Origin of the sequence: Enterococcus dispar ATCC 51266 (assembly GCF_000406945.1) — a bacterium.
In the GTDB taxonomy this organism is placed as follows: Bacteria; Bacillota; Bacilli; order Lactobacillales; family Enterococcaceae; genus Enterococcus_C; species Enterococcus_C dispar.
The window spans coordinates 2739042-2763444 of record NZ_KE136354.1 but is presented as its reverse complement, the minus strand read 5'-3'; the positions used below and the strand labels follow the sequence as shown (position 1 = coordinate 2763444).

The 24403-nt window shown below is 38.3% G+C and carries 26 protein-coding genes and 1 other annotated feature; of the genes, 7 read left to right on the top strand and 19 right to left on the bottom strand.

All coding sequences use genetic code 11. The annotated features are described in order from the left end of the window. Nucleotides 1-21: 21 nt before the first annotated feature. From rplT to RK01_RS13045, 9 genes are all read right to left on the bottom strand, one after another. Nucleotides 22-381: a 50S ribosomal protein L20 gene (gene rplT / locus RK01_RS13085; RefSeq protein ID WP_016173763.1), complete on the bottom strand. Its 360-nt coding sequence runs from the start codon at nucleotides 379-381 to the stop codon at nucleotides 22-24. Nucleotides 382-443: 62 nt separating this feature from the next. Further along, nucleotides 444-644 (bottom strand): 50S ribosomal protein L35, encoded by a 201-nt coding sequence (rpmI, locus tag RK01_RS13080; RefSeq protein ID WP_016173762.1) that lies wholly within the window; start codon nucleotides 642-644, stop codon nucleotides 444-446. 53 nt (nucleotides 645-697) lie between these two features. Next, entirely contained in the window at nucleotides 698-1219 is a 522-nt protein-coding gene (gene infC, locus RK01_RS13075) for a translation initiation factor IF-3 (protein WP_016173761.1), read from the bottom strand. Nucleotides 1220-1244: 25 nt separating this feature from the next. Next, nucleotides 1245-1370 (bottom strand) — a sequence feature (ribosomal protein L20 leader region). Between the two features lie 229 nt (nucleotides 1371-1599). Beyond that, a complete protein-coding gene (locus RK01_RS13070) occupies nucleotides 1600-1809 on the bottom strand; it encodes a hypothetical protein (RefSeq protein ID WP_016173760.1) in 210 nt (69 codons plus the stop codon). A gap of 258 nt (nucleotides 1810-2067) precedes the next feature. Further along, complete coding sequence (locus RK01_RS13065) at nucleotides 2068-3234, bottom strand: iron-containing alcohol dehydrogenase (protein WP_016173759.1); 1167 nt, start codon at nucleotides 3232-3234, stop codon at nucleotides 2068-2070. A 39-nt stretch (nucleotides 3235-3273) separates the two neighbouring features. Then, nucleotides 3274-3870, bottom strand: a complete 597-nt coding sequence (gene dhaL, locus RK01_RS13060) for a dihydroxyacetone kinase subunit DhaL (protein ID WP_016173758.1) — start codon at nucleotides 3868-3870, stop codon at nucleotides 3274-3276. Between the two features lie 29 nt (nucleotides 3871-3899). Next, the gene (gene dhaK / locus RK01_RS13055) at nucleotides 3900-4883 is read right to left on the bottom strand and encodes a dihydroxyacetone kinase subunit DhaK (protein WP_016173757.1); all 984 of its coding nucleotides are present in this window, start codon (nucleotides 4881-4883) and stop codon (nucleotides 3900-3902) included. A gap of 4 nt (nucleotides 4884-4887) precedes the next feature. Then, nucleotides 4888-5283, bottom strand: coding sequence for a dihydroxyacetone kinase phosphoryl donor subunit DhaM (gene dhaM, locus RK01_RS13050; RefSeq protein WP_016173756.1), 396 nt, complete (start codon nucleotides 5281-5283; stop codon nucleotides 4888-4890). A gap of 29 nt (nucleotides 5284-5312) precedes the next feature. Beyond that, on the bottom strand, nucleotides 5313-6452 hold the full coding sequence (locus RK01_RS13045; RefSeq protein ID WP_016173755.1) for a glycerol dehydrogenase: 1140 nt from the start codon (nucleotides 6450-6452) through the stop codon (nucleotides 5313-5315). 232 nt (nucleotides 6453-6684) lie between these two features. On the opposite strand from RK01_RS13045, the gene RK01_RS13040 reads away from it, so the two are divergent. Further along, nucleotides 6685-7704, top strand: coding sequence for a PocR ligand-binding domain-containing protein (locus RK01_RS13040; protein ID WP_016173754.1), 1020 nt, complete (start codon nucleotides 6685-6687; stop codon nucleotides 7702-7704). 121 nt (nucleotides 7705-7825) lie between these two features. On the opposite strand, the gene RK01_RS13035 is transcribed toward RK01_RS13040, so the two are convergent. Together RK01_RS13035 and RK01_RS13030 are read right to left on the bottom strand one after the other, a co-directional pair. Next, nucleotides 7826-8767, bottom strand: a complete 942-nt coding sequence (locus RK01_RS13035) for an NADP-dependent oxidoreductase (RefSeq protein ID WP_016173753.1) — start codon at nucleotides 8765-8767, stop codon at nucleotides 7826-7828. Nucleotides 8768-8783: 16 nt separating this feature from the next. After that, the gene (locus RK01_RS13030) at nucleotides 8784-9197 is read right to left on the bottom strand and encodes an Ohr family peroxiredoxin (RefSeq protein ID WP_016173752.1); all 414 of its coding nucleotides are present in this window, start codon (nucleotides 9195-9197) and stop codon (nucleotides 8784-8786) included. 109 nt (nucleotides 9198-9306) lie between these two features. Between RK01_RS13030 and RK01_RS13025 the strand changes: the two genes are divergently transcribed. Further along, on the top strand, nucleotides 9307-9726 hold the full coding sequence (locus RK01_RS13025) for a MarR family winged helix-turn-helix transcriptional regulator (RefSeq protein ID WP_016173751.1): 420 nt from the start codon (nucleotides 9307-9309) through the stop codon (nucleotides 9724-9726). Between the two features lie 312 nt (nucleotides 9727-10038). Here the strand turns inward: RK01_RS13025 and leuD are convergent, their stop codons facing one another. The 6 genes from leuD to nox form a co-directional block, all read right to left on the bottom strand. Beyond that, nucleotides 10039-10629: a 3-isopropylmalate dehydratase small subunit gene (gene leuD / locus RK01_RS13020; RefSeq protein WP_016173750.1), complete on the bottom strand. Its 591-nt coding sequence runs from the start codon at nucleotides 10627-10629 to the stop codon at nucleotides 10039-10041. After that, nucleotides 10629-12014 carry a 3-isopropylmalate dehydratase large subunit gene (gene leuC / locus RK01_RS13015; RefSeq protein ID WP_016173749.1) on the bottom strand — a complete coding sequence of 462 codons (1386 nt, stop codon included), beginning with the start codon at nucleotides 12012-12014 and terminating at the stop codon, nucleotides 10629-10631. The genes leuD and leuC overlap by 1 nt, the downstream gene beginning before the upstream one ends. 55 nt (nucleotides 12015-12069) lie before the next feature. After that, a complete protein-coding gene (gene leuB / locus RK01_RS13010; protein WP_016173748.1) occupies nucleotides 12070-13122 on the bottom strand; it encodes a 3-isopropylmalate dehydrogenase in 1053 nt (350 codons plus the stop codon). A gap of 20 nt (nucleotides 13123-13142) precedes the next feature. Beyond that, nucleotides 13143-14669 carry a 2-isopropylmalate synthase gene (locus RK01_RS13005; RefSeq protein ID WP_016173747.1) on the bottom strand — a complete coding sequence of 509 codons (1527 nt, stop codon included), beginning with the start codon at nucleotides 14667-14669 and terminating at the stop codon, nucleotides 13143-13145. Nucleotides 14670-15017: 348 nt separating this feature from the next. Next, nucleotides 15018-15548 carry a ClbS/DfsB family four-helix bundle protein gene (locus tag RK01_RS13000; RefSeq protein ID WP_016173746.1) on the bottom strand — a complete coding sequence of 177 codons (531 nt, stop codon included), beginning with the start codon at nucleotides 15546-15548 and terminating at the stop codon, nucleotides 15018-15020. 309 nt (nucleotides 15549-15857) lie between these two features. Beyond that, nucleotides 15858-17192: a H2O-forming NADH oxidase gene (nox, locus tag RK01_RS12995; protein ID WP_016173745.1), complete on the bottom strand. Its 1335-nt coding sequence runs from the start codon at nucleotides 17190-17192 to the stop codon at nucleotides 15858-15860. Between the two features lie 383 nt (nucleotides 17193-17575). On the opposite strand from nox, the gene RK01_RS12990 reads away from it, so the two are divergent. Next, nucleotides 17576-18202, top strand: a complete 627-nt coding sequence (locus RK01_RS12990) for a pentapeptide repeat-containing protein (protein ID WP_016173744.1) — start codon at nucleotides 17576-17578, stop codon at nucleotides 18200-18202. A 1-nt stretch (nucleotide 18203) separates the two neighbouring features. On the opposite strand, the gene RK01_RS12985 is transcribed toward RK01_RS12990, so the two are convergent. Next, the gene (locus RK01_RS12985) at nucleotides 18204-19109 is read right to left on the bottom strand and encodes a magnesium transporter CorA family protein (RefSeq protein WP_016173743.1); all 906 of its coding nucleotides are present in this window, start codon (nucleotides 19107-19109) and stop codon (nucleotides 18204-18206) included. An 88-nt stretch (nucleotides 19110-19197) separates the two neighbouring features. After that, nucleotides 19198-19857 carry a deoxynucleoside kinase gene (locus tag RK01_RS12980; RefSeq protein WP_206903592.1) on the bottom strand — a complete coding sequence of 220 codons (660 nt, stop codon included), beginning with the start codon at nucleotides 19855-19857 and terminating at the stop codon, nucleotides 19198-19200. Nucleotides 19858-20241: 384 nt separating this feature from the next. Here RK01_RS12980 and mvk point away from each other — a divergent pair, with 384 nt between their 5' ends. From mvk to fni, 4 genes are read left to right on the top strand one after another with little or no spacing between them, the layout of a single operon-like run. Next, nucleotides 20242-21177, top strand: coding sequence for a mevalonate kinase (gene mvk, locus RK01_RS12975; protein WP_016173741.1), 936 nt, complete (start codon nucleotides 20242-20244; stop codon nucleotides 21175-21177). After that, nucleotides 21170-22144, top strand: a complete 975-nt coding sequence (mvaD, locus tag RK01_RS12970; protein ID WP_016173740.1) for a diphosphomevalonate decarboxylase — start codon at nucleotides 21170-21172, stop codon at nucleotides 22142-22144. Before mvk ends, mvaD begins: the two co-directional genes overlap by 8 nt. Before the next feature lie 29 nt (nucleotides 22145-22173). Next, entirely contained in the window at nucleotides 22174-23286 is a 1113-nt protein-coding gene (locus RK01_RS12965; protein ID WP_016173739.1) for a phosphomevalonate kinase, read from the top strand. After that, nucleotides 23276-24343, top strand: coding sequence for a type 2 isopentenyl-diphosphate Delta-isomerase (fni, locus tag RK01_RS12960; protein WP_016173738.1), 1068 nt, complete (start codon nucleotides 23276-23278; stop codon nucleotides 24341-24343). The genes RK01_RS12965 and fni overlap by 11 nt, the downstream gene beginning before the upstream one ends. Nucleotides 24344-24403: the final 60 nt, after the last annotated feature.

Here is a 24403-nt window from a genome sequence, read left to right as displayed (position 1 = left end):
CAACGAGGAGTCTTAATTTTATTATTTAGCTAAAGCTTCTTTAGCTTGGTCAGCTAATGCAGTAAATGCAGTTGCATCGTTTACAGCAAGGTCAGCTAACATCTTACGGTTGATGTCGATTTCAGCCAATTTCAAGCCATGCATTAATTTTGAGTAGCTCAAGTTGTTCATACGTGCTGCAGCGTTGATACGTGCAATCCACAATTTACGGAAGTCGCGTTTTTTCTGACGACGATCGCGGTATGCGTAGTTGTATGAATTCATTACTTGTTCTTTTGCTGTTTTAAATAAAGTATGTTTGGAACCGTAGTAACCTTTTGCTAATTTAAGCACTTTTTTACGACGTTTACGAGTTACTGTTCCACCTTTAACACGTGCCATGTTTAATTCCTCCTAAAATAAATCTCGAATTTTTGAAATGGTAAAGCAAGGGTTCAATTAGCTTATTTCATACGAGCTAATTGTTGACGGATACGTTTGTAATCGCCAGCTGACACCATGCTTGCTTTACGCAATTGACGGCGTTGTTTTTTTGTTTTGCCGTGGAAACGGTGGCTTGTAAACGCGCGGAATCGTTTTAATCCGCCTTTACCGGTACGTTTTACGCGTTTTGCTAAACCGCGGTGTGTTTTTTGTTTTGGCATAACTAATTTTCCTCCTCAAAATCAATTCTTCATGAACTTTGACTGACTGACGCTTATTTCTCAGGTTTTGGTGCAACCACTAGAAACATGCTGCGTCCGTCCATCTTCGCTTTTTGCTCAACAACTGCGATATCCGCAACTTCTTCAGCTAAGCGATCAAGGACTTTCTGACCAATTTCTTTGTGGGTAATGGCACGACCTCTAAAACGGATCGAAGCTTTCACTTTGTCTCCTTTTTCTAGGAACTTACGTGCATTACGCAGTTTTGTATTGAAATCATTGACATCAATTGTCGGACTTAAACGAACTTCTTTAATGTTGATCACTTTTTGTTTCTTACGAGCTTCACGATCTTTTTTCTGTTGTTCAAAACGATATTTCCCGTAATCCATGATCCGCGCTACTGGTGGTTTCGCACCGGGAGCTACTAAAACGACATCAAGATTGGCTTGTTCTGCAATACTCAATGCTTCTGCTTTAGTTTTAACACCTAATTGTTCACCGTTTTGGTCGATCAAACGCAACTCACGTGCACGAATGCCGTCGTTTACCATCATATCCTTTGCTATGGTCATTCACCTCCAAGTTTTTTGAAGAGAGAAAGCAATAAAAAAACGAGTTCGAATTCGAACCCGCGCGCAAAATCAGCTTGTAAACAAGCGATCTAACTATTCTGCCCAGCAATATCTTCACTAAGGCGAGAAGCGGGTGCTTCTGCTTTCATTTCTCAACTCGTATAATATACTATATCTAAAATTCTTTGTCAACAAGAAAGAAACTTGACTAACTTTTTATAAATTTTTGTTACCAAGCAAAAAAAAAGCCATTTTCTTTTGCAGCAATTCCAAAAGTCAGATTAAAAATCTAACTTTTTAGAAGTACTACATTTCAAGAAACTGGCTTTTATTTGAGCCTGTATTATCTTTTACGATTTTACACCTATACTTTTAATTGCCTAAAAGGTCTGGTTGGGGCCACGAAAATTGGCGCCAGGTAACGGGGTCTCTTCTAACACCTTTTCAAGGCCTTTGCTTTCTTTTTCATCTTTTTCTTCATTGTCATCATCCAGTTGCAATTCTTTTTCCATTTCGTCGATTTTTTCCATTGTCTTATCTTTTTTTGCTTCTTTAGCCAAGTCTGCTAATTGTTTTTCTTTCTCCTCCATTTTCACCACTCCTCTACTATTTAATTTTCTTTCAATGTAAGCGTATCATTTTTAGCACTAAAACTAAAATAGTCCGCTTAGTGGTCACATTTCTTATATTTCACTAAACTTTCTAAGCAAACAAAAAAAAGCTGTGACAACAATTGTCACAGCTCTTTTTGTTGACACTTTTTGTCAACAAACGACGCGTAGGAGTAGTTAAATAAAAAAAGGTGCTATTATTTTAGACGGTTTTAATACCGCCTGTTATCCCTTTAGTTAAGCATTATAGGCTGCTTCAAACAGTGAAACGATATCGGCTTTTGTCCCTTTACGGGGATTTGAAAAAGCATTCCCATCTTTCAAAGCATTTTCTGCCATTAAAGAAAAGTCAGCCGGATTTGCGCCTATGGATTTAATATTTGCAGGAATGCCGACATCTTCTGAAATACGTTCTAATGCTGCAATTCCCCGCTCAGCAGCTGCCATTTTTGACAAGCCTGCAATATTTTCACCTAAAAAAACAGCAATATCTGCAAAGCGTTCTGGACTAGCGATCATATTCCAACGTTCAACAGTAGGCATTAATACAGCACAACAAACACCATGAGGCGCATCGTATTGACCACCTAATTGATGCGCCATTGCGTGAACATACCCTAAATCAGCGTTGTTAAATGCCATACCCGCAAGTAACGAAGCATAGGCCATATTGGTACGTGCCTCTAAATCGTGACCATTTGCCACTGCACGTCGTAAATATTGCCCAATTAACTTCATTCCTTGAATTGCTTGCGCATCTGTAATCGGATTGTGATTTTCTGAAACGTAAGCCTCCACACAATGACACAATGCGTCCATGCCAGTTGCAGCGGTTAATTTTGTTGGAACCTCTAACATTAGTAATGGATCATTAAAGGAAACTAGCGGTACATTACGCCATGAAACTACCACAAATTTCAAATGTGTCGCTTCATTTGTCAAGACTGCGTGCCGGGTAATTTCAGAAGCAGTACCTGCCGTCGTGTTAACTGCCATTAGTGGAGGTAATGGTTTATCTAGCGTTTCAATTCCTGCCAATTTTGTCACGTCAGTACCATTGGTCAAAACAATTCCAATCCCTTTGCCACAATCATGAGCAGAACCACCGCCCACGGTTATAATGGCATCGCAATTTTCAGATTGATACAATGCTGCCCCAGCCTTCACGTTGCGAATTTTGGGATTCGGTTCTACTTCATCAAAAATTGCATAAGCCACACCAGCATCAGATAAACTTGCTTCTGTTTGTTTGACCGGACCATTTTCCATTTGACGCAAAAAACTATCTGTCACAATTAAGACTTTTTTCATATTTAATATTTTTGCTCGTTCGCCAATTTTTTTAATTACTCCTGGACCAAAAAAATTGACACTGGGCATCATAAAATCAAAATTTGTTTTCATTTTTTTCCCTTCTTAAAATGCTATTTATTCGTTACGCTTTTAAATATATGTTAAAAGAGTGGTAAATAACAAGGCACTTGAGGCTGCTCCAGGATCGATATGGCCTACTGCCCGCTCGCCTAAATAAGAAGCTCTGCCTTTTTTGGCCACTAGATCTTTTGTAGCTTCTTTAGCAGCTGTAATTTTTTCAACCGTTAAATTTTCTTCTTTTAACGCGGCTACCACTGGTGACCAGACATCGACCATCGTTTTATCGCCAACTTCAGCTTTTCCCCGTAATTGAATACCATTTAAGCCTTGTGCCATTAAATTTCCTAATTGGACCTGACTGGTGATTTCTGTAATATCTTTCGTTTCTTTGGTTAAATTCATAAAAGCTGAGCCATAGAGGGGACCAGAAGCGCCCCCAACTTTTGAAATTAAGGCCATTGCCAATACTTTAAATGTATCACTAATTGTCGCAGGTTTTTGTTGTGCCAAACTTTCTTCATAGGCCTTCATTCCGCGAGCCATATTATTTCCATGATCTCCGTCACCAATCGGCGTGTCTAGCTCACTTAAATAATCTTTTTTGGCTTTTATTTCAGCTGCAAAATCTGCCAACCATGCTTGCAATTCTTTTACGGTTATTTCCATTATCTTTTTTGTCCTTTCTTTGCCAACTTTTACCAAGAAATTGTGTCTACTTGACTGTTTAGCGCACTTAACCAAGTTTTCTCGCTCAAATTAATCAAGGTTAAAGAAAGTCCTTCCATGTCAATGGAAGTCATATAATTGCCCACTTTGTGAAAAGTAACTGCAATACCTTGACTGCTTAATTCATTTAAGACATCATTCATGAAGACAAATTGTTCCATTAGCGGCGTTGCGCCCATACCATTCACCAACACCCCAACTTCAACAGGTTTTTGTTCATATTGTGACAAAATTTTACTAACTAATTCTTGGGCCATCTCTTTTGAAGTCTGCATCTTTTCCCGACGGTAGCCGGGTTCACCATGGATACCAACACCAAATTCAATTTCATCTTCTGCTAAAGTAAAGCCAGGTTTTCCAACTTCCGGTACGGTTGCCGCAGCTAAGGCCACCCCAATGGTTTTAATTTCAGCGACAACTTTTTCCCCCAGCGTTTTTAATTCGCTTAAACTTAGACCACTTCTGGCTGCATCACCCAAAATTTTGTGCACTAAAATAGTTCCTGCTACGCCACGTTTTCCGGCTGTATACGTACTATTTTCAACTGCGACATCATCATCAACTACGACCATCTCCACTGGAATTTCATTTAATGCTGCCAGATCCTTCGCCATTTCAAAATTTAAAATATCGCCGGTGTAATTTTTTACAATTAATAAAACACCTGCTCCGTAATCTACTTCATTTATAGCGATTTCAATTTGATCAGGGGTTGGAGAAGTAAAGACATCGCCTAAAACGGCCGCACTTAACATCCCTTCCCCTACAAAGCCAGCATGGGCTGGCTCGTGACCACTTCCACCACCAGATACTAGACCAACTTGTTTTTTGGTTTCATTTTTTGCCACAACACGCGAGTCAGCCACTTGGTGAATTGATTCAGGATAGCTTTTGACTAAACCTTGCAACATTTCATCCACAATCATACCCGGTTCATTAATAATCTTCTTCATCTTTTTACCATCCTTTTTTGCCTGCTTGTTTTGCTTCTGTCATGATTTGTTCAACATCATCTGTAATGCCGGCAGTAATTGCTGCTGCAAAGGCACCTTCAACTAAGGGAGCGTCCACTAAGCGATATTTTTTCTGGTCATTTTCAGCTAACAAATCAAAGGCCAATTCAGCGCTTAACACCGCACTGCCTAAATCGGCAAAAACAAGGTAGACGGCGGCATCTTGTGATGCTTCTACGGCAGCCATAATTTTGGTTGGATCACTGCCCAATTGCCCTTCAGCTGTGCCGCCTAAAGAAAAGATAGCTACTTCTTCTTTTTGAGCCATTTGTTCTACCATAGCTTTAATACCGTCTGTAATTTCTTTACTATGGGAAACTAAAAAGATACTTTTTTTCATGGATAACCTACTCCTTCGTCAATAAAAATCTATGCTAAGTCGTGTCGCTCTTTATAATTTTGACCAATTTTATCTGCGACAATTAACGCATTGGCCACTTCTTCTACCACAATTGGAAACGGCATTGAATGAATGGACTCTTCTGGAATACAAGCAATTTCAGCAACTGCCATGGCTTCATCAAAGGAAATCGTTTCAACTCCCAAATCAGCCAATGTTAATGGCAAACCAACAGAAGCACTAAAATCCATGACTGCTTCTAATTCTTCTTTGTTCGCATCTTCTAAGACCAATTGAACAATTGTTGCAAAAGCCACTTTTTCACCGTGCAAGTAGCCATGGGCACCTGGTAAAACCGTCATCCCATTATGAATGGCGTGTGCTGCTGCTAAACCACCGCTTTCAAAACCAAGTCCTGAAAGCAAGATGTTGGTTTCAACGATTTTATTTAAAGCTTCTGTTACTAAATTACTATCCGCTGCAATTTTGGCTTTTAAACCATCTTCTTGCAAATGAGTCCAGCATAATTTAGCCATCGCTAAAGCCGCATACGTTCCAGACGCATTAGGTGTTAAACCTTCTCTTGAGCCCATTGGTAAGCTCGCATTTACCCGTGAATAAGAGTTATGCGTGGCTCTTGCTTCAAAATAAGTGGACAAAGCATCTCCCATACCAGCAACTAAAAAGCGGGTTGGTGCTTTGGCGATGACAGTTGTATCTACCAAAACGACACTTGGACTTTGTTTAAAGTATGCATAATCATCAAAAGAACCATCCTCATGGTATAAAACAGCAGAATGTGAAGTTGGTGCATCCGTTGCCGCGATTGTTGGTACAATAATTAAATGTTCGCCTTCTGCGACTACTTTTGAAGCATCAATAGCCTTACCACCACCTAAACCAACGATGGCATCAGTATGATTTTCTTTTGCTACAGCTTGCAAGCGTTTGGTTTCTGCGCGAGTAACTTCACCATTAAAACCACCTTCAATAAAGGTGATATTAAATTTTTTGGCAGTCGCATCTAATTGCGGTTTCACGCGTTTGACATCTTCTGGATTTGCGATTAGTAAAGCTGATTTGCCAAATGTTTGAACAAAATAACCTAAATTTAGTAATTCATTTTCTCCTTGGACATACTTTGTTGGTAAGATTAATGCTTTTCTCATAGTAAATTCCTCCTCATTTGTGGTGGGTCGATTTTTTATAAATCGAAAATTAAAGATAGTAAAAATTAACTATCTCTTTTTCTCTACGCCACAATAATAACCGCTTCCATTACAATTAACACGATACTTTGATAGCGCTTTCTTATAAATTTAGATAGAACTTTTTTGTGAAATAGCAATTATTTGTCATTAAACCAAAAAGTTCTATAATAAAACTACGGAGGGCCCAATTATGAGTACCCATTTTGAAATTGAAAAAGTTTTGGATTTAGAAAAATGGGAGCGCCTACAAGAAAGTATTGCTGTCGCTACCCACTTAGCAATTATTTTAGTTGATTACAAAGGCAAACCCATTACAAAGCACAGCCAAGTGAAACCCTTTTGTAACTTAGCCCGTCACCACCCACAATTAGCACAATTTTGTGAAAAATGTGATGCCCGCGGCGGTTTAGAAGCTGTGCGCACCGGTGAACCTTTCATTTACCGCTGTCATTTTAATATTGTTGATTTAGCCATTCCTATTCTGGTGGACAATAATTACGTCGGTGCTATTATGGCAGGGGAAATTTTATTAGACGAACAACAAGAAGAATTAGAACAGATTTTAAACTTGGATACCCGCGCTGATGTCGCCGCCTTTAAAGCTGAACATCAGGATTTAATTAACGCCTATCCGCGTTTTAGTATGGCCGATTTAAATCATGCAGCCAATATGTTAGAACAATTAAGTGAATATATTGTCACCGAAGCCATCAAAAAAGATTACTTAATCAAAGCCTATCAACAAACACTTCGTCTAACAAAGCGCACTACAAATTTAGCTGTCATAAAAGATGAAGAACCGGTTGATTTGACCTTTATTCAAGAGGATATTCGCCAATCAGTCTTAGAAAAACGCTTAAATACCAACAGTGGCATTTATCAAGCTAAAAACAAAATTTTGCAACCAGCTGTCGATGCCGTCTTCGCTAATAAAAGCAATCATGTGGATCTGCCAACACTAGCACAGTTGGTGAATTTGAGCCCTAGTTATTTAAGCCGTCTTTTGAAAGAAGAATTTGGTGAGCCTTTTAGCCAGATTTACAGTAAGCTAAAAATCTATTGGGCCGAAGAGTTGTTAAAAGATACTGATTTATCAATCAGCGATGTTAGTGAAGAACTCGGCTACCTGGAGCCTAGCTATTTTATCCGCTCTTTTAAAAAAATTAAGGGACAAACGCCTTTAAAATGGCGCCAACAAAATCGCCCCTAAGCCTCAAGCTACGCGTAGAAAAAGTTTAAACAACACAAAAAATACAGCAAAAATTATACCTATAATTTCTGCTGTATTTTTTGTGTTGTTTAAAGCTGTACTTTTATTTATCTATATTTTTTTAATTATTGATTAAAACAATTTTGCCCACCGCATGATGGGTAGCACTTAATTCATGGGCTGATTTCACCCCTGCAGCCGTTAGCGGAAATTGCGCACCAATAACACTTTCTAACTGACCTGCCTGCATCCTATTGGCTAATTGCGCTAACTCTTTACCATTTGGTTCTAACCAAATAGCCTGTGCAAAAATATTTTTAGCTGTCATTAAATCCGGATTACTGATACCTAAGACTGTGACTAAGCGACCACCATTTTTGAGCACTTGGACACTGTCTTCTTGAATTTTTCCTCCCATTGTATCTAATACCAAATCTAAATCAGAAAAAGCTTCCGCAAAATTTTCTTCATGATAATCAATTACTTTGTCTGCGCCAAGGCGATAAAGCAGTTCATGATTTTTTTTGCTAGCAGTTGTAAATACCTCAGCTCCTTGTGCTTTTGCTAATTGAATTGCATAAGTTCCGACACCACCGGCACCAGCATGAATCAAAACTTTTTCACCTTTTTGCAAATGACCATGATTGAATAATCCTTGATAAGCTGTCAAAGCCGCCAGAGGTGTGGCAGCAGCAGCTTCAAAGGAAATATTAGCGGGTATTTTAGCCAAAAGATTTGTATCCACAATCGCATAATCGGCATAAGTTCCAAAACGCGTAGTCGCCGGTCGAGCAAAAACACGATCACCGATTTGCCAGTCTGTGACATTTTCACCAACTGCGCTAATTATTCCAGCTACATCCCAGCCAAGAATAATGGGAAATTCCCAATCAAACATCTGTTGCAAATAACCTTCCCGCAATTTCCAATCAATTGGATTAATTGAGGTCGCTTGAACTTGAACTAAAACTTGATCTTCTTTTAAAGCGGGCAGCTTCACATTTTCTTCTTGTAAACCTTCACTACCACCATACTGATTAATGACAATTGCACGAGTTTCCATTCTTTTACCCCCTTACTTAATAAGCATTAATAGTTACTGCGATATTTCCTTTGGTAGCACGAGAATACGGGCAAACTTTATGCGCTTCTTGTAATAATTCCATTGTTTCTTCATTCGTCGCACCGTCGATATGTCCGGCAATTTCAACACCTAATTGCACGTCAGGTAATTCCGATTGACTCAAATTATATAAAGAAACGGTTACTTCAATCGTAGATTCACCGGTAAAGCTCGCTTGTTCTTTAATATAAGAAAGTGCACTGTTAAAACAAGCACTGTAACCTGCTGCAAAAAGTTGTTCGGGATTTGTTGCGCCTTTTTCTTTGCTGCCAGGAGGCAAAATATTCATGGTAAAAGCATGATCAGGTGAGTGAACTTCTCCTGTACGACCACCGGTATTAATCATCTTAGTTGCATAAACTTTTTTCATGTCAATTCCTTCTTTCTTATTTACAAATTAAATTGTATACAATTTAATTGCGTTTGACAAAAATTTAGATTCTGCTTAGACTAAAAGAAATTAAAAGGACGTGAAAAAATTGGCGGAAGATTTTTTAACAAAAGAATTATGTTTTCAACTGTATGTTGCCTCAAAAGAAATAATTCGGTTATATAAACCTTTTCTAGCAGAATTGGATTTGACTTATACAAGTTTTATCGCTTTATTGGCGATTGAAGATGATATGAGCGTAAAATGTTTAGGTGAAAAATTATTCCTAGATTCGGGCACTTTAAGCCCACTTTTAAAAAAAATGGAGAATCAAGGACTACTAAATCGTAGCCGTTCTCCTGAAGATGAGCGAATTCTAAAAATTGATTTAACCCAAAAAGGGCGAGAAATTAAATCCCAATTACCTAATATTTCAAAAAAAGTTTATCAAAATATTAAAAGCCGCAATCCCGAAATTGACTACCATCAACTCATGCACTTTTTAAATCAACTAAACTTGGCTTTTTAAAACTCGTTTTTCTTTTAAACAATAAGACATAATTTCAATAATTGCTTTTCAATTTTCTTGAAAGTTTGGCTTAATATCGCAGAAAGTTGCTTCAAAAAGCTGAAGGAACCTTTTTGTCCCAAGCTATATAACAAAATTTGCTAGAATGACTTTTTATTTTTGAAAATTTCTGCTTATGGCCGTAGTGATTCATAAAGTGAGACAAAAAAAGCCGTCTGTAAATGTACCTGTAGATGAAATCACTAAAAAATTAAGCTCTTACTTTAATTTTTTAGTGATTTCATCCCAGAGACTGACAGAAAGCTTTTTTATTTAACGCCAATAGATGGGTACACCTTCATTTTCATATTGGCTAATCAATTCTTCTGCTTGCAAGGTAATCCCAATTTCATCTAAGCCATTCACCAATTTATTTTTCCACGTTTCATCAATAGCAAATGAAAATGTATCCTCTTTTGTTTTGACAACTTGGTTTGGTAAATCGATCGTAATTTTAGCGGTCGGTGATACAGCTGCTAATTTTTCTCGTGCTACTTTGTCTAAAGCAATCGGCAACAGGCCATTTTTAGTCGCATTCATATAAAAAATGTCACTAAAACTGCCAGCAATAACTGCTTTAAAGCCATAATCCATTAAAGCCCAAGCCGCGTGTTCTCGCGAAGAACCAGAACCAAAATTATCGCCTGAAACTAAAATCGTAGCCTTTTGATACTCTGGAAAGTTTAACACAAATTCAGGATTGGGCCTACGATCTGACAAATAGCGCCAATCATCAAAAAGAAATTCACCAAAACCTTTTTTATCTACACGTTTCAAATACGTTTTTGGAATAATTTGGTCGGTATCCACGTTATCATTCATAAAAGGAACTGTCATTCCCGTATAGACTTTAAATGCCTCCATTAACATGCAGCTCCTTTCACGATTTTTCGTACATCGACAAAAGTTCCATTTAGCGCAGCGGCAGCCGCCATAGCCGGACTACATAGATGCGTGCGGGAATTTTTCCCTTGACGGCCCACAAAGTTGCGATTAGAAGTAGAGGCACAGTGGACAAACTCAGGAACTTTATCTGGATTCATCCCCAAACACATGGAACAGCCGGGTTCTCGCCATTCAAATCCTGCAGCTTTGAAAACTTCATCTAGCCCTAACTTTTCAGCGGCCTTTTTTACTGGTCGTGAACCTGGTACAACAATGCCTGTGACACCGACTTTAATTTTTTTGCCTGCAATAATTTTAGCGGCTTCTTGTAAATCTGAAAGTCGGCCGTTAGTACAAGAACCAATAAAAACATATTCAATTGGAATATCATTGGGTGTTTGACCAGGCTTTAAATCCATATATTCATAAGCTAATGCATCATTATGATCTTTGATTGCAGGAAAGTTCTCTTCAAAAGAAACCCCCATCTCCGGATTTGTCCCCCAGGTAATATAAGGTGCTAAATTTTTGGCATCCAATTCTAATAACGTATCAAATTGGGCATCTTCATCTGTATAAAGCGTCTGCCAATCGGCTATAGCTGCGTCCATATTTCTAGGTGCATATTTACGTTTTGCAACATAATCAAATGTCTTTTGATCTGGGGCCATCATCCCCATTTTAGCACCACCTTCAATTGCCATATTACAAATAGTCATCCGCTCTTCCATTGATAAATTCGTAATTGTATCTCCGAAAAACTCTGCCGCATAGCCAACACCAAAATCCGTACCGTATTTAGCAATCAAAGCTAAAATAATATCTTTAGCATAAACTCCTGGTTGTAATTTCCCTGTTACTTTAATACCCATGCGTTTTGGTTTTTTCTGCCAAATTGTTTGCGTTGCAAAAACATGTTCCACCTCACTTGTGCCAATCCCAAAGGCAATTGCGCCAAAAGCACCATGAGTAGCCGTGTGGGAATCGCCACAAACAATGACTTTACCTGGTTGTGTCAACCCCATCTCTGGTCCTACCATGTGAACAATTCCTTGATTTTCTGAACCATTATCACAAAGCTCAATCCCAAATTCCTGACAATTTTGGCGTAAGGTATCGATTTGCTTTTTTGCAATCAAGTCCGTGATATTATGAATATCCACCGTTGGGACATTATGATCCATCGTGGCAAAAACTCGCTTGGGACAGCGAACTTTACGCTTAGCTTGTCGCAAGCCTTCAAAAGCTTGCGGTGAAGTAACTTCATGGATTAGCTGCAGATCTACATATAATAATTGGGCGCCTCCTGCTTCTCCTTTAATGACGTGACGTTCCCAAATCTTATCAAAAAGTGTTTTTCCCATCTTTTTACTCCCCTCTTATGCACATATGTTTTTCTTCCTTTAATCCATAAACTGTTTATGCTTGAATTTTATTTATGACAGCTGTTGTAAATTCCGTCGTCTTTGCACTACCGCCTAAATCAGCCGTAATGACACCTTCATCCATAACCGCAAAAACGGCTGTTTCAATTGCTTGCGCCATTTTTTCTTCACTAAAACTTTGTCGTAACATTAAAGCCGCTGATAAAATCATTGAAGCAGGATTGGCAATATTTTTTCCGGCAATATCTGGGGCTGAACCGTGAATGGGTTCATATAATGACACACCGTTTTCACTATGACTAGCACTTGGCAAAACACCTAATGTTCCCGGTAAAACAGAGGCTTCATCGCTTAAAATATCACCAAATAAATTTTCTGTGACAATCACATCAAATTCTGTGGGCTGTTGCACGATACGCATCGCACAGGAATCAACCAGCTGATGTTCCAATGTACAATCAGGGTATTGTTTGGCTACTTGCGTCACAACTTTGCGCCATAATTTACTTGTAGCCAATACATTGGCTTTATCCACCGACGTTACTTTTTTATTACGAGTTTGTGCAATTTGAAAAGCTTTATGGGCAATTCGCGCAATTTCTTTTTGCGTGTAACGGCAGGTATCAAAAGCTGCTTGTTCTTGTAACTCTCTTGGTTCACCAAAATAAATGCCACTGGTTAATTCCCTCACCACGATAAAATCTGTCCCTTTTACGATTGCTTCTTTAATGGGAGATAAGGGTAGCAGTGCATCTGGCACACTGATTGGCCGAATATTGGCAAAGAGATTTAACGCTTTTCGTAAAGCTAACAGTCCTTGTTCAGGCGTTTGTTCGGCTTTTTCCCAAGGTGAACCTGCAATACCACCAATAGCCCCTAATAAAATTGCATCCGCATTTTGACAGGCAACTAATGTTTTTTGCGGCAATCCTTTACCACTGACTTCAATTCCAGCACCGCCAAAAGGTTGTTCATCAAATTGAAATTCCTGACCATACTTGGGTGCAGCTGCCTGTAACACAGCAATGGCACTATTCATAATTTCCGGTCCAATTCCATCCCCGGCTAAAACTGTAATTTTTTTCATCACGATTCCCCTCACCTTTATTATTTATCTTCTGAGAAAAGATTTTTTAGGTTACCACTGGCTTGAACATAGGCTTTTGCCGAAGCTTCTAAGACATCAAAATCAATGCCAATTCCGTTAATCCGTTTTTTTGTCTGGGGACATTCTAAAATCACCTGCACTTGTGCTTGTGCATCTTCGCCAGCAGTTAAAGCGGTGATTTCATAGCTGATCAAAACTGGCTGTTGTTCAAAAATCTGATCGATTGAATTGTAGATTGCTTGAATACTGCCAGAACCAATCGCAGAAGCCATTTTGATTTCTCCTTTTTTGTCACGAACCGAAACAATCGCGCCTTGATGACCATTAGAAACATACTGTAACTGCACACCAGCTAAGTGAAGACTTGTTTCTCCTTGGCGTACTTGATCGGCTACCAAAGCCAGGAGATCCGCGTCAGTAATTTGCTTTTTCTTATCTGCCAAATTTTTGAAACGTTTAAAAAGTGGTTTGACTTCTGCTTCTGCTAAGCTGTAGCCCAATTCCTCCATTTTGGTTACAAAAGCGTGACGGCCAGAAAGTTTTCCCAGTGGCAAGGAGTTCGTGTTCACACCCACTAATTGTGGCGTAATAATTTCATATGTTTCTGGATTTTTTAAAACACCATCTTGATGAATTCCTGACTCGTGGGCATAGGCATTGCCGCCAATAATCGCCTTATTACGTGGAATAGAAATTCCTGAAAGACGGGCGATTAAATCACTGGTTCGTTTTGTTTCTTTAAGTTGAATTTTATTTTCACATTGATAGAAATCACGGCGAATATGCAGTGCTACGGCTACTTCCTCTAAAGCCGTATTTCCCGCGCGTTCACCAATGCCATTTATTGTACCCTCGATTCGATTGGCACCATTTTCAATTGCAGCCAATGCGTTGGCTGTGGCCATACCTAAATCATCATGACAATGGGAAGAAAAAATAATTTCTTCTTCACTTTTGATATTTGCCAATAAATATTTGAACAAAGCACCATATTCATTCGGATTGGAATAACCGACTGTGTCGGGAATATTGATAATTGTGGCACCCGCATCAATTGCCGTTTGAACAGCTTTTAATAAAAATTCTTTGTTGGTACGAGTAGCATCTTCAGGTGAAAATTGAACCTTGGCGAATTTTTCTTTTGCATAACTCACATGTTCCCAAATCGCTGCTAAGACTTGATCTTCTGTCATTTTTAATTTGTATTGCATATGCACATCACTCGTTGCCAAAAAGACATGAATTTGAGGAAACTTAGCATGTTGCAACGCTTCATAAGCACGATCAATATCTTTTTTCTGGCACCGCGCTAAGCCAGCTACCGTCATAGTAGTTGCCGCTTTGGCAATTGCTGTTACAGCCTCAAAATCTCCCTCAGAAGCAATCGGAAAGCCCGCTTCAATTGTATCAATACCCCATTTTTCTAACTGTAAGGCAATCTGCACCTTTTCTTTCGTATTAAAATTAACACCGGGAGTTTGTTCGCCATCCCGTAGCGTTGTGTCAAAAAATTGAATCTCGCGCATGTAATTCCCTCCTTGATGCAGTAATTTGCAATGTGCAACAGCTTTTATCTCCAAAAAAATTTATAAAAAAAGCATTCCATTAAGGTTTTAACCGTTAATGCAATGCGAATAGGACTCTTAAATTACCAAAAGAGTCCTAGGCTATAATAATAAATTCATCATGAATGTCGAAGTTGTCATTTTCATCACCTGCTTGTTTGTTACAAATATCATAAAGCTTCGTGAAAATGATGTCAACAGTTTATTCTAAATTTTCTGAATATTCTTTTATATTTGTTTTCAAAATTTGGTTACTCTTACGCATAAGATTAAAACATACTTGGGTAGACAGACTTTTTTACTACGGAGCTACAAACTCTTTTTGAATCGTTTGATTTTTTTCATTGCCCATTCATAGTGACTCGCTGTTGCAGAAACAAAATAGCTTCCTAAGGTACTTCCTCCCACCCACGGAAATACTCCTTTTTCAAATAATTCTTCATTAGAAAATGTCTTAGCCAAATCCATAACTTCGTAATGCGTTTTAGCTATAAGTTGCAACGCCTCTTCATAACTGGTATTTTGATGTTTTAAAAAAAATTCCTCATTCATTTTCCCATAAGTTTTCCAATTATAGCCAGCTTTTAAAAACTGCTTTGCTTTTCCATTTTGATTGGCCGCTACCCAATCTAACAGCAGCTTGTGCCATTCATACAGATGCACGAAAACATCCCGTAAATTTTTATCCCGCTGCCAATGTGCTTGCTTTTCCTTTTCAACGTCAAAGGTGAAATTTTGCGTTAAACTTTCCTGTGGCAGTGTGTCTAATAATTCCATCATATTAAGATAAGTATCATTTCCTGCTTGAAGTAACGCTTCTTTTGTTTTTGGTCTTGCCATTTTAATCCTCCCTAAGTTTTTAATAATCAGCCTACCACTTAAATTAAATTGTCTACTATTTCATTATGCCGTTATCCCTATAGGAGGCGTCAAGTGAAAACTAATCCTACCACTTGAAATATTCTTTATCTCCAATATTTTCGCATTTAATAAAAAGAAATCTGTCAGTTTTCATAACTACCAAATGCAAGTAGCACTATAATGACAAACTTTTCCCCAACAGCCTAAAATTTTTTAAGATTACAAAAAAACGCTAAGAACAGCGATAAAACTGCTCTTAACGTTTTTACACTTATTTTATTTTTCTACCTATTCAGCAGCTAAAGCAGCCATTGTAATGTAGTTGTAAGGTTGGTTAAAGTGTGGCAAGAAGAAGATATCCAATAGTTTTAATTCGTCGATTGTAACGTGTTTGCTGATTGCCAGTGAGAACATATGGATTGCCATGGAAATATCTTCGGTGGAAGACATTTGTGCACCGACAATTCGACGTGAAGACGCTTCGTAAACGATACGAATTTTCACATCACCATTTTCTTCTTTAATAAAACCAGGTTTTTGTAAGTCTTCGTAGTCCGTGTATTTAACTTCCATGTTGTTCTTTTGGGCTGCAGCCACAGACAAGCCTGTTGAAACCATATTAAAGCCAAAAATTGAAATGCCATTTGAGCCTTGAACGCCAGCAGATTCAACCGGTGTGCCACCAATATTATGACCCGCCACAATTCCTGTACGAACAGCATTAGAGGCAAGTGCAATATAAGTCGTAGCATCAAGTGCATTAGAGTAAATGGTCGCACAATCTCCGACTGCATAAACATCTGGATCACTTGTTTGTTGGTGACGATCAACTAAATAAGCCCCATTAGCAAATAATTCTAAATGATCTTTTCCTAATTGTGCATTTGGCCCAAAACCAATCGCATTAATAACCATGTCCACTGGGTATTGCCCTTTTTCAGAAACAACGGCATCTACGCGGCTATCACCTTTATATTCTTTGATCAATTCTCCAAAATGTAATTCAATCCCGTGATCTGCCAAATTTTTATCCATATCATCTGTAAACCATTTATCATAATATGAAGGCAATGAACGATCAGCAGCATCAAATAATAAGACATTTTTACCTCGGCGTTTTGCTGCTTCTGCAATTTCTACACCGATATAACCAGCACCAATGACAGCCACTGTTTTTACACTGTCTCGTGCCATTTCGCGATCAACATCTTGTCCTTCTTGGAATAATTTCAAGAAGTGAATTCCGTCTAAATCGTGACCGGGTACTTTAGGTGAAATTGGGCGAGAACCTGTGGCTAAAATAATTTTGTCATAATTTTCTTCAAACGTAGAACCGTCTTTTTTTTCGCAATGAACGATTTTTTTGTTAAAATCAACCCTGGTTACAGAAGTTTCCATATAAATTTTGGCGCCTTTTTCTTCAAATGCTTCTTTATTTGTATAAAAAAGGTCTTGATAACCATCTATTTGACGGCCTACCCACAAGGCAGTGCCGCAACCCAAGTAACTTAAGTTCGTATTGCGGTCGATCATCACGACTTCTTGATCTGGGTAATTATCTAATAATGTATTTGCAGCAGCAATTCCGGCATGGTTAGTTCCGACAATAATCGTTTTTGTCATTTTTTATTCCTCCAATAATAAACTCATTCATACTACTTTTTTCACAAACTTTTTCAAAAAAAGAGAAAAAAGCAATTCTGAAAAAATAAGTGTGAAACAATCTATTTTCTGTTTCCGTTTACATTCTAGAAAAAAAAGAAGCTAAAGGCGATCATTCTGCTTGTGAATCTCTATTGCCTTATTTATAACAGGAGTTTTCATTCTAAAGCTTGCGATAATACGTTTTCAACATTAGAAATTTATGAGATAAAATATTTTTCACAATAATTATTCTAAAATAATAAATATTTTTAAGTGAAATGACATATCTATTTTAGCTTAATTTGTTTTTAGTATTTTTTTTAGCTAAAATGCAACTAACAAACCACAAAGGAGACGCGCCAATGAAGCAGCCTGCCCCACCTCAATTACCAGTTTTAATTAAAAATGATTTTTTTATTGAAGATGAAGCCCACTTTGAAGCAAATCGTTTTACTAATAGCGATCACAGCTATTTAACTGGTAAAAACATCATCATTCGTCAAAGTGAATTAGAAAAAATCACCTTGCATAAAACCCGCCTGGACAATTTCGAGGCTAGCAACGTGATTTTTCGTAATTGTGATTTTTCCAATATTGAATGGCTTAAAGCCAGCTTTCATCAAGTAATTTTTGAACAATGTAAGCTCACGGGAGCCAATTTTGCAGAAAGTTATTTACGCGATTGTCAATTTCACGACTGTCTTTGTGACTTTGTCTCTTTTAGTCAAGGAAATTTGAAAGTTGTGACTTTCGCCAATTGTCGCCTGACTGATAGTGAATTTTACAATCTGAAATGGCAACATATAAACTTCATTAACAATGATTTAACAGGTAGTAATTGGGGCCATACATCTTTAAACAAGCTTGATTTTAGCAATAACAAATTTTATCGCATCATTTTAGAGCAAGAAAACTTGCGCGGGCTCATTGTCAATTCCCAACAAGCCTTAGTTATTGCAGCTAGTCTGGGGCTTGTTATTAAAGATTAGCTTATTTAATCCGGCGCCACATAGCCAAAAGCATCCAAACAGATAAGCCAATGCTGATCAACATTGCAATCCCCCAACCAAAAACAGAATGGGAGAAGGGCAGCGGAACATTCATGCCAAAAAAGCCCGTAACAATCGTCGGTACCGTAAGCAATAACGACCAAATAGTTAAAAATTTCATCGTATCATTCAAATTATTATTTAAAAGATTGTTATAGGCACCTGAAAGTTGGTCGATAACTTGAGCAGCTAAATTCGTCATCTCCACTGCTTGCTTGGCTTCAATTAGAGCATCTTCCAATTGCTCTTTTTCATTATCTTGCAGGCGATGGAAAATATTCAAGGCGCGGATTTGTTGCAATAAGACCGCATTTTGTTTGGTCGCTGTTACTAAATAGACCAAACCAATTTCAAGGTCAGAAAGTTCCAGTAAATTTTTATTTGTCGTCTTTTCCCGCAGTTTTTGATTTAAACGCATCCGCTCACTGTTCACTTCTTCAATCAAAGGAAAAAAAGAATCTGAGATTAAAAATAGCGTGTGGAACAATAAGCTGTATTCACTTTGTTTACTATTTTTGTGGAGTAAATTCTCCATCATATCTGCTACATAGCTGGTATGCTCTGTCGTAAAAGAAAAAAGATGATGTTCTTTAATAATAAAAGTCATCGGACTTGTTTCATAATGATTATCTGTTTTATGGCGATGAGGCACGTTATAAACCAGTAAAAAAGCATGTTCTTCGGGATCATATTCTACCCGCGCGCGTTCGTTTTTATCTAAAGAATATGTCAGCATTTCATCACTTAACTGGTACTTTTCTTGTAATTCACTTAAAGTGGTGACACTGTGATTATCGACTTGGACCCAATAAGAGGCGCCTTGATTAAATTCTCTTTTATGTTCCATATTCCACCTCATTTGATTTTCTATCTTCAATTATAACAAAAAACGCTGGAATCCCTATTCATAAGCCTGGATTCCAGCGTTTTACTTTTTAGCCGATAAATTCTAATTGGCGAATTTCTGCCAACTTGTCATCAATCAGTTGGATAACTTCTTTTGCCGCTACTTCATCTTCCACGAAATTCAACAGATCGCCATCAATTTGTAATTTTGGACTCTCGTGATAGTTTTCAAACCACGCATCATAACGACGATTTAATTCTTGATAATAATCGTAAAGACTTGGATCATATTCCAATTGTTCAAACTCGCGACCACGTTTTTTAATTCGCGCTAACATCGTTTCAAAGGACACTTTGATGTGAACCAATAAATCAGGATGCTTTTTTTGAGCGGCAAATGGCAATTCTTGCATCATATTGGCCAACAATTCATCGTACACTTGTACTTCTGTGGCAGTTGCCCGACCCAAATCAGCATTTAAATGAAATAATAAAGAATCTTCATAGATCGAACGATCCAAAACATTGTCTTCGTGTTGCAATGCTTTTTTTATACTATCAAATCGTTTATTCAAAAAGTAAATTTGTAATAAAAAAGCATATTTATTGGGATCTTGATAAAATAAGGGCAATACTTCATTATCATCAACTGATTCATAAAATGCTTCGCTGTTTAAATGATTGGCAATCATTTCTGTTAAACTTGATTTACCTGCGCCAATGGTACCTGCTAATACAATCACACTCATGGACCTCCAACTCACCTATCACTAAATATTGTGTTTTTTCTCTACCTGACACACTATACCCCACAACATCTTGTTGCGTCAAATAAGAAAGTACTCACAAAAACAGGTACTATTTTGATAAAATCCGCTACCAATATGGCTTAAAAATTAGAACAAGCCACCTAAGTGAAAAAAATTATTTGACTGACAAAAAAATAGCTTTCTATAGTTTACCTTTATAAATGCAATGAATTTAAAAAAAGAAGTTAAAAAAATCTCTTAAGAAAAAATTGAAAAGCGTTGAAATTTTTCATAAACCCTTAACGATTCGCTTAATTTTTAGTAGAATGGACAAGCAGTACATATTTTGTTTTATTTAAATATAAAAAGAAATGAGGCATTTGCATGAAATCCAGTGGTGAAGGTAATGCCAATGGAAAAATTATTTTGATGGGGGAACATTCTGTTGTCTATGGAAAACCCGCCATCGCTTTTCCTTTCCAACCGACCCATGTCACAGCTGAAATAACCGACCACATTTACGATGTATTACGTTCGGGTTATTTTGTCGGTCCCTTAGCGAAGGCACCAAAAAGTCTGGAAAATATTAAAACACTCATTCACCAATTGCGTCATGACTTTTCTACGCCACCAGTACAAATTACAATTTCTAGTACCATTCCCGCTGAAAGAGGAATGGGATCAAGCGCTGCTGTTGCGGTAGCCATTACCCGGGCATTTTTTGATTGGCAAAATTTACCCCTAAGCCATGAGCTTTTATTAACCTATGTAAATTATGCTGAGAAAATTTCCCATGGGAATCCAAGTGGCATTGATGCTGCAGCCACAGCCGGTGATGAACCGATTTTATTTCAAAAAAGCGCCGCTTTTGAGACTTTTCCTATCAATATCAGTGGTTTTTTAATTGTGGCAGATACCGGTGTTAAAGGCAAAACCCGCCAAACTGTTAAAGCAGTAGCGCAACGTTTTGAACAAGATAATAAGACTACTGGTCATTTAATTAATGAGCTAGGAGACTTAACTTTAAAAGCTAAAAAGGCTATTTTAAATAATCAAGCCGCTTATCTGGGGGAACTAATGAATGCTGCCCAAAAAAACTTAGCCGCCCTACAAGTAAGCGATCAAACATTGGATAATTTAATTATGGTGGCCAATCAAAATGGCGCACTAGGCGCTAAACTAACTGGTGGTGGTAAGGGTGGCTGCATGATCGCCCTAGCTTCAGATTACAGTACCGCCAAAAAAATTACGACCGCTTTAACTAACCAAGGTGCCAAAGCAACTTGGATTCAAGAATTAGGAGTTTATCAATATGCTTAAAGGAAGTGCCCGGGCACACACCAATATCGCCTTAATCAAATACTGGGGCAAAGCCAATGAAGAATTAATTATTCCCATGAACAACAGTCTCTCATTAACTTTAGATGCTTTTTATACCGAGACGACGGTAATATTTTCAGAAGATTTAACAGCAGATACCTTTTATTTAGATGATAGTTTACAAGATGAAAAAAGCACAGAAAAAGTCAGCCGCTTTTTAGACTTAGTGCGCAAAATGGCAACTTGTCCGCTTTTCGCTGAAGTAAAAAGTTATAATCATGTTCCTTATGCCGCTGGTTTAGCTTCATCTTCAAGCGGCTTAGCCGCCCTAGCTGCCGCTTGCAACCAAGCGCTGCAATTAGATTTGTCTGATCGGGATTTATCACGCTTAGCGCGCCGTGGTTCAGGTTCTGCTTGTCGCAGTATTTTCCCTGGTTTTGTGGAATGGCAAAAAGGTAACAGTGATGAAACTTCTTTTGCTGAAGTGGTGCCAAGCAATGGCTGGGAAAATGAACTGGCAATGCTCTTTATTTTGATTAACGATCAAGAAAAAGATGTTTCCAGCCGTGATGGTATGCGACGAACAGTCGAAACTTCAGCCTTTTATGAAGGTTGGTTGCAAACGACACCGCAAGATTTAGCCAGCGCTAAAATTGCCATCCACGCGCAAGACTTTAATAAGTTAGGTAGCATCGCTGAAAACAATGCTTTAAAAATGCACGGCACGACATTAGCAGCCGTGCCCCCATTTACTTATTGGTCACCTGACAGTTTAAAAGCAATGCAGGCGGTCAGAAAAATGCGGGCAGCAGGAATCCCTTGTTATTTCACCATGGATGCTGGACCAAATGTTAAAGTATTATGCCTGAAAAAAGATGCTGAAAAGATCAAAGCTAAATTACGTGATTATTTTGCAACAGATCAGCTTGTCACCGCTTTTAGCGGTCCAGGAATTACGTATTTATAAATGGAGACACATTACAGGGGGAAAAAGAAATGTTAGTGGAAGCTTCGGCTCCAGGAAAACTTTATATTGCAGGAGAATATGCCGTGGTTGAAGCAGGTCACCCTGCAATTATTATCGCCGTCGATCAATTTATCACAGTTACCATCACAAAAGCCACAAAAAGTGGTAGCATCCAATCGGCGCAATACAGTGAATTGCCAGTAAAATGGACGCGCCGCGGTGGCGAACTGGTTTTAGATATTCGGGAAAATCCATTTCATTATATTTTGGCAGCAATTAAAATCACCGAAAAATATGCCCAAGAACAAGGCAAACAATTGGCTTTCTTTGATTTAAAGGTCACAAGTGAATTGGATAACTCTAATGGTCGTAAATACGGTCTGGGTTCCAGCGGAGCGGTAACAGTCGCAACAGTAAAAGCATTAAGTGCATTTTATGAACTTTCGCTAACTCCCATGATGACTTTTAAACTAGCAGCCTTATCTCACCTAGAAGTGCAAGGCAATGGCTCTTGCGGAGATATTGCCGCAAGCTCTTACGGTGGCTGGATTGCTTTTTCTACCTTTGAACAAAATTGGTTGCAAAAACATCGCCAAACCGAAAGTATCACGACTTTATTAGCAAAAAAATGGCCTAAGCTTGCTATTACACCGCTGCCAGAAGTTTCTCATCTGCGTTTGTTGATCGGTTGGACAGGATCTCCTGCGTCTACTTCTGATCTGGTGGATCAAGTAAATGAATCCAGAGCAGATAAGAAAACCTCTACTTCTTATGAAGAATTTTTAGCCGCCAGTAAAGACTGTGTAGAGCAAATGATTACTGGTTTTCACACCCAAAATATCAGCTTGATAAAAAAAATGATCAAGAAGAACCGGCGGCTTTTAAACGAATTAACCCAAATCACCAATGTCACGATTGAAACACCCCCATTAAAAATGCTCTGCGATTTAGCTGAAAATTACGGTGGTGCTGCCAAATCCTCTGGCGCTGGTGGCGGTGATTGCGGTATCGTGATTACCGATCAAAAAAGTGGTATATTGCCTTTGATGAGCGTTTGGGAAAAAGCTGGTATCACACCGCTGCCCTTACACGTTTATCATTATCCAAAAAAGGTTGAAGAAAGGACGCAGCATGAATCGTAAAGATGAACACGTAAGCTTAGCAAAAGCTTTTCATAAAGAAAAAACAAATGATTTTGACGCAGTCCGTTTAATTCATACCCCGTTACCACAAATTGATGTAAAAGATGTCAGTTTAAAAACAGAGATTTTAAATCACGAAGAAAACTTTCCTTTTTTCATTAATGCCATGACTGGTGGTTCCAAAAAGTCATTACAGATTAATCACGATTTGGCCCTTATTGCTAAAGAATGTCAGTTAATGATGGCAACAGGCTCTGTCACGGCTGCTTTAAAAGACGAAAGTGTCAGTGATAGTTTTAAAATAGTGCGCCAGATTAATCCAGCTGGCTTTTTTCTTGCCAATATTGGTGCGCATAACGCCTTGGAAAATGCGCAACGTGCCGTGGAACTATTTGGTGCTAACGCCTTACAAATCCATCTAAATGCACCGCAAGAATTGGTCATGCCTGAAGGAGATCGAACTTTTTCGGATTGGTTAGACAACATCGCTGAAATTGTCGCAAAACTCCAAGTACCAGTAATAGTCAAAGAAGTTGGCTTTGGCATGACCAGAGAAGCGATGCTGCAATTAATCAGTGTTGGGGTTCAAACGATTGATGTTTCTGGTCAAGGCGGTACTAGTTTTACCCAAATTGAAAATGCACGCCGACCAAAACGTGAAATGGCGTATTTAAGTGAATTTGGTCAATCGACTGTTATTTCGTTACTTGAAGCTGCCCAAGTAACGCGCTCCTTTGAAGTAATCGCCTCAGGTGGCATTCGCAATGCTTTTGATATTTTCAAATCATTAATTTTAGGCGCTGACACAGTAGGTATTTCTGCCACCATTTTAAATCAACTTTTAAGCCACGGCGTTGAGGATACGATTGAGATGATTCAAAATTGGCAAGAAGATTTGGCGCTTCTTTACACCATGGTAGGTAAAAAAAATACTCATAGTTTAGAAACAGTTCCGCTTATTTTTACTGATGAAGTTTGGCAGTGGTGCCAAGCCCGCGGCATTGATGTAAGAAAGTATGCAAGTAGAGGACAAAATGAAATACCGCTTCGTTTTTAAACTTCAGTTATCACTTAGATGAAACAAAAAATAACGTCTTTTTTCAAAATTTGAAAAGGA